The 7,190-nt window shown below is 46.3% G+C and carries 7 protein-coding genes; 4 read left to right on the plus strand and 3 right to left on the minus strand.

The genetic code is table 11. The annotated features are described in order from the left end of the window. Positions 1-15: 15 nt before the first annotated feature. Positions 16-1,233, minus strand: coding sequence for an NADH-quinone oxidoreductase subunit D (locus IT291_02985; GenBank protein ID MCC6220186.1), 1,218 nt, complete (start codon positions 1,231-1,233; stop codon positions 16-18). A 50-nt stretch (positions 1,234-1,283) separates the two neighbouring features. Beyond that, a complete protein-coding gene (locus IT291_02990; protein ID MCC6220187.1) occupies positions 1,284-1,880 on the minus strand; it encodes an NADH-quinone oxidoreductase subunit C in 597 nt (198 codons plus the stop codon). Positions 1,881-2,069: 189 nt separating this feature from the next. Here IT291_02990 and IT291_02995 point away from each other — a divergent pair, with 189 nt between their 5' ends. Beyond that, a complete protein-coding gene (locus tag IT291_02995) occupies positions 2,070-2,561 on the plus strand; it encodes a YajQ family cyclic di-GMP-binding protein (GenBank protein MCC6220188.1) in 492 nt (163 codons plus the stop codon). A 103-nt stretch (positions 2,562-2,664) separates the two neighbouring features. Here IT291_02995 and IT291_03000 read toward each other — a convergent pair whose 3' ends face one another. Beyond that, complete coding sequence (locus IT291_03000; protein MCC6220189.1) at positions 2,665-3,051, minus strand: hypothetical protein; 387 nt, start codon at positions 3,049-3,051, stop codon at positions 2,665-2,667. A gap of 255 nt (positions 3,052-3,306) precedes the next feature. Between IT291_03000 and IT291_03005 the strand changes: the two genes are divergently transcribed. Genes IT291_03005 through hemG form a run of 3 tightly spaced genes read left to right on the plus strand, consistent with a single transcriptional unit; the run spans position 3,307 to position 6,929 of the window. After that, positions 3,307-4,497, plus strand: a complete 1,191-nt coding sequence (locus tag IT291_03005; GenBank protein MCC6220190.1) for a phosphoribosylformylglycinamidine cyclo-ligase — start codon at positions 3,307-3,309, stop codon at positions 4,495-4,497. Continuing rightward, positions 4,484-5,566 carry a uroporphyrinogen decarboxylase gene (hemE, locus tag IT291_03010; protein ID MCC6220191.1) on the plus strand — a complete coding sequence of 361 codons (1,083 nt, stop codon included), beginning with the start codon at positions 4,484-4,486 and terminating at the stop codon, positions 5,564-5,566. Before IT291_03005 ends, hemE begins: the two co-directional genes overlap by 14 nt. Beyond that, the gene (hemG, locus tag IT291_03015; protein ID MCC6220192.1) at positions 5,547-6,929 is read left to right on the plus strand and encodes a protoporphyrinogen oxidase; all 1,383 of its coding nucleotides are present in this window, start codon (positions 5,547-5,549) and stop codon (positions 6,927-6,929) included. The genes hemE and hemG overlap by 20 nt, the downstream gene beginning before the upstream one ends. Positions 6,930-7,190: the final 261 nt, after the last annotated feature.

Here is a 7,190-nt window from a genome sequence, read left to right on the forward strand (position 1 = left end):
TTCCCTAAACAAACCCTATCGATCGCACTCGCCACCTATCATGTTCGCCATGCCAAAAAGAGGCACAACATCGGCAATCATGTGCCCCTCGACCAAAGGACCGAATATGCCCATGGCAAAAAAACAAGGCGGCCTTACGCGAACCCTATACGGCGAACCCGTGCCATCTGAAACGACGTAGAACCCAAGTTCTCCATTGCCGCCTTCTACAGGGAAATAGACATCTCCCCTAGGAGGGACTATTCCCTTAAACACAATTTCGAACTGACTAATCATGCCTTCGATGGAATCATAGACTTCATCTTTAGGCGGCATGACAATTCTCGGGTCATCTAGGACAATTGAACCGTCCGGTAAGTTCTTTAGTGCTTGCTCACATATTCTCATCGACTGATAAATTTCGTCAAAGCGAACTAAGAAGCGATCGTAATTATCACCTTTGGAACCCAAAGGAACTTCAAAGTCATAGTTCTCGTATCCAGAATACGGATAAGCCTTGCGCACGTCGTAGTTTACACCGCTAGCTCTAAGCATGGGACCGGTAAGCGAATATGCGATAGCTTCTTGAGGGGCTATAACTCCGACGCCGCACATTCGGTCAATAAATATGCGATTTTTTGTTAGAAGGCGGTCTGCCTTCTCTAGTAGCTTATCTATCTCGACAAAGCGCTTAAAAACTGATTCTCTAAAATTATTGGGCAAATCTCGGCGCACGCCGCCGATACAGGCATAAGAAATCGTCAGCCTCGCGCCAGTAACTTCTTCTATTAATTCCCATAAATATTCGCGGGCCTGTATTAAATACAACATGACCGTAAAAGCACCGAGCTCCATCGCGCATGCACCCAGACAAGTCAAATGATCGCACATGCGAGATAGTTCACTCATGATAACGCGAATGCTTTGACAACGCGGTGGAACTTCGGCCTTAAACATATGCTCCACTGCCAAACAATAACCAACGTTGTTGATAATTGGTGAAACGTAGTTAAGCCTATCGGTATACGGTATGACTTGCGGATAGCCATGGCTCTCACACTGCTTTTCAAATCCGCGGTGGAGATAACCTAAATCGACATCGCAGCGCTCAATGCGCTCGCCGTCTAATTCCACTACTAGCCGTATAGTTCCATGAGTACAGGGGTGACTCGGCCCCATGTTTATGACGATGGTCTTACTGTGCAGGGAATCGCCTATTTCTCTAGGTTCCCAACTATTACTTACTTCCGCCATTTTCTCCTACTCGCCATTTATCCAAAACAATTTACCCCAAAACCAACTATCTAGGAGGCCTTGCAGTCTGAATTGCTGCGCGACAACAACACTATCGGTTCACGCGACATATCCAGCGAATCATTCCTAGTTTCAGGATAACGAAGGGGGATTCTTGGTTGCTTTTTTTGAATTGGATAATCTTTTCTAAGCGGATGTCCAACAAACTCGTCGTACAACAAGATTCTTCTCAAATCGGGATGGCCCTTAAACGCGATTCCAAACATATCCCATACTTCTCGTTCCAAAAAATTAGCTGCCGGCCACAGGTCTGAAACAGTATCTACTTCGGCTTTGGATTCCTCGACACTGACCTTAACGCAAAGGCGATGCATATGCGTAAGACTTAGCAGCTGATACACGACTTCAAACCTGGGACTGCGTTTGTCCATCCAGTCTACCGCCGTAATATCGATTAACATGTTAAAAAAGAATTTCTGATTGTCGCGAAGAGTTTGGAAAACCAACTTAACATCTAAAGGATTTACACCAATCGTAAGCCCATAGGGACTCCAGGCATGATTTGGTAGAGAAAAAACCTGCCCACTCAGTCCATCTTCCAAGTCCCTTGCAAGCCTAGCCTGCACTTCTTCCCTACTTAACCCCATATAACTTTTAAAATGCTGCTTTAACCAAATAACAAAAACTCTATCGCAGTAGCCCAAGTTCACCACTAATGAGCGACTATATACCCCGTGATGACATCTCCCGCAATTGCTCAATGATGGCAAATGGGCTAAGAAGAGCGGTAAAAGACAAGCCAACCGCAACTCATAAATTGCAAGGAGATTAGAACGATGCCGTCATTTGACGTCGTTTCGGAAGTAGACATGCAGGAAGTCGACAATGCAGTCAATCAGGCAAAAAAGGAACTTGAGAACCGCTACGATTTTCGAAACAGCAAGAGCAGCATAGAACTTGACAAAACTAGTGGCATAACCATAGCTGCGGATGACGACATGAAGCTCAAGGCGATTAAGGAAATTTTAAATCAGAAGGCGACTAAGCGCGGCATTAGCGTTAGAAGTCTAGACTATCAGGAGCCCGAAAAAGCTTCATCGGGTTCTGTCAGACAGCTTGTAAAGATTAGACGGGGCATTTCACAAGACGACGCCCGAAAGATTGTAAAATTAATAAAAGACGAAAAGCTTAAAAAGGTGCAGGCTCAGATTCAGCAAGAACAGGTGAGAGTAATAGGCCCGAAGAAGGACGACTTGCAAGAAGTAATTGCACTTCTCCGAGAAAAAATCGACTCACTTGACCTACAATTCGTCAATTTTAAGGATTGATTATTATACCGTTTCCAAAAAGCAAGTTAAATATTTTACTTTTTGGAAACGGTATTTGTTGTTTATTGGCAAGTGCTTACGCACTTGCTGTCCAACCGGCCCCTCAGGCTAGTTTCTCAGCATCCGTCGATTTTGACTTTTCCTCTGACGTTGTTTTCTTTCCACCGCTTGCATCGCCATTAATACGCGATGATTTTTTGCTACTGCTACTAGACTTATCTTCAGTAGTATGTGCGGCTTTCTTCGCATCCTGCGGCTCAATGCTCTTTGTCTCACAGGACTCGCAGCTATCTTCATCTGAGATGAACCAAATAACAGCAAAGGCAATAATGCCTAGAAACACTAAGGACAATAGGCCGCCCTTAAACATAGTAGCAACAATTCCCAGAACAAATGCTACAACAACGGACTTTCCAGGTGATTTTTCGATCACGTTACGTGCGCTTTTTAGCGCATCATTACATTTTGCCAAAACCTCTGATCGCTTCATGTTTTTTTTCTCCTAAAAACTTATTAATTTAGCGCTACAATATCAACTATAGTGCCGCATTAAAATATCTTCTCACGTCATTTGCCTTGCGTAACCACTATTGCAAACTTAACGCCTGAGAGGCTAAAAGACCCTTGGTATCGATGACGCGATTAACAGTTAAGATTCTATTGTGTTCGCAGCGATAAAGCAATTATTCGGGGCACATTATATTAATTACAAACGTACTAATAATAAATTAAGGTAGACAGCGTTGTGACAGAGAACCACTACGAAGCCCTTGGAGCTTCGTCCAGCAAGTCGGGCTTACATAGGGCATTAGAATCGGCGGGTGTTCAGCCAGACTCGCGTTTTTTTGCTAGTATTAACAGTGACCTCGCGGGCGAATCAAAATTTAGCAGCTTTATTCATTGCGACGGTGCTGGCACAAAATCTTTGATAGCTTATTTAAACTTTGTCGAGACTAAGGATCCGAGCTCGTTTAGCGGTTTAGCGCAAGACGCGCTCGTAATGAACCTCGATGACGTTTATTGTTTAGGTCCTGCAGATGCTCTTTTGGCAGCAAACGCAATTGCCAGGAATCCCCGTCTAATTACAGACGATGCCGTTAGCGCTATCATACTTGGCTATAAGCAGATAATCGAAAAACTCAGCGCCATGGGGATATCTATTGAACTATCTGGCGGTGAGACGGCAGACTGCCCAGATGTAGTGCGCACTCTCTTAGTCGATGCAGTAATCACGGGGCGCATAACAAACGCCAATCTCATCAACGCTAACTCAATTCAGCCTGGGGACGTCATCGTGGGACTCTCTAGCACTGGACAGGCCTCGTATGAAGATTTTCCAAACTCTGGAATAAGCTCAAATGGCCTAACTTTAGCGCGTCATGCCTTACTGTCAAAACACTACTTAACTTCATTTGAAGAAAGCAGAGACCCCCACCTCGATTCGTCTCTCGTCTACCGCGGCCCATTTAGGTTAAGCGACTGTCCTAATGAGCTCGATATGAACATTGGCCGGGCCTTGCTCTCGCCAACTAGAACTTATGCTCCAGTGTTAAGTGCCATATACAAAGCAATGCACGGCAAGATTCACGCGGCTATTCACAATACTGGCGGCGGACAAACAAAGGTTTTGAGATTTGGTGGACCTGGTTTATTGTTTAGAAAAACTTCGCTTTTCGACATCCCTCCTCTTTTTGCTCTCATTCAAAAACATGGCAACGTAAGCTGGAAAGAGATGTATCAAGTATTTAACATGGGTCACCGCATGGAACTTTACCTCGCTAAAGACGACGCTGCTAGTGCGATTGATATAGCTGATAAATTTGGCCTTAAAGCTAAAATCGTCGGCCACGTGGAGAACAAACCCAGCGCTATTACTCCGAAGAATACTGTAATCCTCGAAACACCGCATGGAATGTACACTTATGAGCTCAGCTAAAACACTTAGCAACTCACTACCCGCTGACCCGCTAATGTTGCGAGCAATTCGGAATGAATCCGTAGAACGGCCGCCGGTTTGGATTATGCGACAAGCCGGTAGATATTTAAGTGAATATCGCGAGCTAAAAGAAAAACACGGATTTCTTGGGCTCTGTAGTAGCCCAGAGCTTGCAGTGGAAGTGTCTATGCAGCCCGTGCGCTATCTCGATGTAGACGCTGCAATAATTTTTTCCGACATTCTTATCCCCATGAGCTGCCTTGGGATAGAAGTGGCGTTTGACCCTGGACCAAAGATAGCTAACCCACTGCGCTCGACTGCTGATATCAACCAACTGAGACAAACGGCTCCGCTGTCTCGAGTTTCATACGTATTTGACGCAATCAAACTGTTAAAAACGGAGCTTGACCGTTACTGCGAAGAAAGAGAGCCAAAGGCGGTTATTGGCTTTGCGGGAGCGCCCTGGACACTCGCGTGCTATATACTGGATCAAGGTCCTTACAAGCACTTTCAGTACACGCAAGTCTTAGCGCAGGAAAGCAGAGCAGCCGTTTTGCGGTTGTTGGACACGATAAGTGAAATAATTGCCGAGTACGTTCTATTGCAGGTGCAAAGTGGGGCACAAATCATTCAGCTATTTGACACTTGGGCTGGGAATCTCAATAGGGAGGACTTTGAGATATTTGCGCTACCCTATTTGCAAAAACTTACTCGCGTTATCCAGGATACCCATACACCGTGCATTATTTACTTGAACAGCTCGCACCACTTGCTCGAGTCTTTGCGGCAAAGCGGCGCTAACTGCATTAGTATTGACTGGAAAACCCCGCTTAGCGAAGCTCGTGCGCGTTTAGGAGATAACATAGTGCTTCAGGGCAATTTGGATCCAACCCATTTATTTCGAGAAAAACATTTAATAGAGGAAGAGACGTCTAGGATGTTAGGCTCTACGACTCCTTTTCAGTCTTACATTGCGAATTTGGGCCACGGGATATTGGTCAACACGCCACGGGAGAACGCCCTTGCTTTTGTTAACTCGGTAAAGAGCTTTGGAAACTCGAAAATTTGACGCAATAATCGTTGGCGCCGGAGTCGGGGGCTTAACGCTCGCTTTCTTGCTCCAGCGGCGCGGCGAGAAAGTTTTAGTCGTCGAATCTTCGCCAATCGTTGGCGGAGCAATTCTAAGCGAGGAGAAGGGCGGTTTTTTGCTCGAACATGGCCCAAATTCTACCTATGCTCGCAAACCATTGATGGATCTAATCCATGCGCTCGGTTTAGAGTCCGATGTCGTCTACCAACAGCCTTTAAGTGCAAACAAGTACTTTGCGCGACGAGAGAGCAGCGGTGCATTAAGGCTACAAAAGCTGCCAACTGGCTTCGTAGAGGCTATCTCTACTCCACTGCTTTCGACTAAAGAAAAGCTGCGCATATTAGCTGAGCCATTTATTAGACCTACCATAGCAGTAGACGAAAGCGTCGAAGCCTTTATCTCTAGGCGGCTAGGCCGCGGAATAGCACAAAATATTGTAGCTCCTGCGCTGAGTGGAATTTGGGCTGCCGACATTGCAAACCTTAGCACCAGAAGTGCCATGAGCAAATTGTGGGATTGGGAGCAAACTCATGGCTCGTTATTTCGCGGAGCATTAAAAAGTTCATCGGAAAAAAGTTCCAAACCGCGAGGCAGGAGAGCGCCGATGATTAGCTTTAGACGCGGAATGTCGCAGCTAACAGCATGCCTACAGAGTAAGCTAGGCCCGAGTGCCATACTTAGCAGTGCGCGGGTGTTTCACATAGAGGATGGGCAGGATTCTATGAGAGTGCGCCTTGCAACTTCCTCGTCCGATGCCGAAGCCCTACTGGCCAAGCGAGTATTCTTGACGACACCTGCTCGGGCGAGCAGCGAGCTATTGCTTAATATTGCGCCGGACTTGGCTAAAGATATTTCTTCTATACCGTACTCCCCTCTAGGTCTCTTGCATCTTGCGTACCCTAAACGTGCTCTCGGACACTCGTTGGATGGATTTGGCTTACTCGTTCCACCCACTTACGGCTTTTCTCTTTTGGGCGCGCTTTTTAGTTCATCAGTATTCCCTAAACGTGCGCCAGATGGCTATCACCTCCTGACTTGCTTTGTCGGTGGTGCCACGAACCCCTCGCTAGCCGACTGCACCCAAGCAGACATTAGGAATCGAGCAGTTGCCGAGCTAGGCGAGCTCCTATCCGCTAGCGCCCGCCCAGAAGTAATCAACAGCACCTACCTGCCAAGTGCCATACCCAATTACCCGCTTCGCCACTTCGAGCTACAGCAAAAAGTTGACGAGTTTCACATAAGGACTCCCCGCCTGCGCATCCTAGCAAACTGGCTCAAAGGAATAAGCGTAGCCGACCGCATAGACGAAGCCACTACCTTAGCCTCTACGAGTGCATCCTAACGGCGCTATCGCGCCTAAAATAGCCTTGTATGTTAAATAAACGCCGACAGAGGCCCCCACATCTAGCCCGTCGGAGGCGGTTATGAATAACTTCCGGCGGTGGCAAAACACACTGAACTACAACTCTGGAAGCGAGCAAGTTATACCATTTACAAAAAGGATTTTTGTAAATGGTATAAACAGCAAGTGCGTAAGCACTTGCCAATAAACAACAAATACCGTTTCCAAAAAGTAAAATATTTAACTTACTTTTTGGAAACG

The organism is Deltaproteobacteria bacterium (genome assembly GCA_020845775.1).
Taxonomy (GTDB): domain Bacteria; phylum Bdellovibrionota_C; class UBA2361; order SZUA-149; family JADLFC01; genus JADLFC01.

Coding starts and splice junctions, on each gene's coding strand:
- IT291_02995 (MCC6220188.1), top strand. CDS start 2,070: ATGCCGTCATTTGACGTCGTTTCGGAAGTAGACATGCAGGAAGTCGAC.
- IT291_02990 (MCC6220187.1), bottom strand. CDS start 1,880: ATGGGGTTAAGTAGGGAAGAAGTGCAGGCTAGGCTTGCAAGGGACTTG.
- IT291_03000 (MCC6220189.1), bottom strand. CDS start 3,051: ATGAAGCGATCAGAGGTTTTGGCAAAATGTAATGATGCGCTAAAAAGC.
- hemE (MCC6220191.1), top strand. CDS start 4,484: ATGAGCTCAGCTAAAACACTTAGCAACTCACTACCCGCTGACCCGCTA.
- IT291_02985 (MCC6220186.1), bottom strand. CDS start 1,233: ATGGCGGAAGTAAGTAATAGTTGGGAACCTAGAGAAATAGGCGATTCC.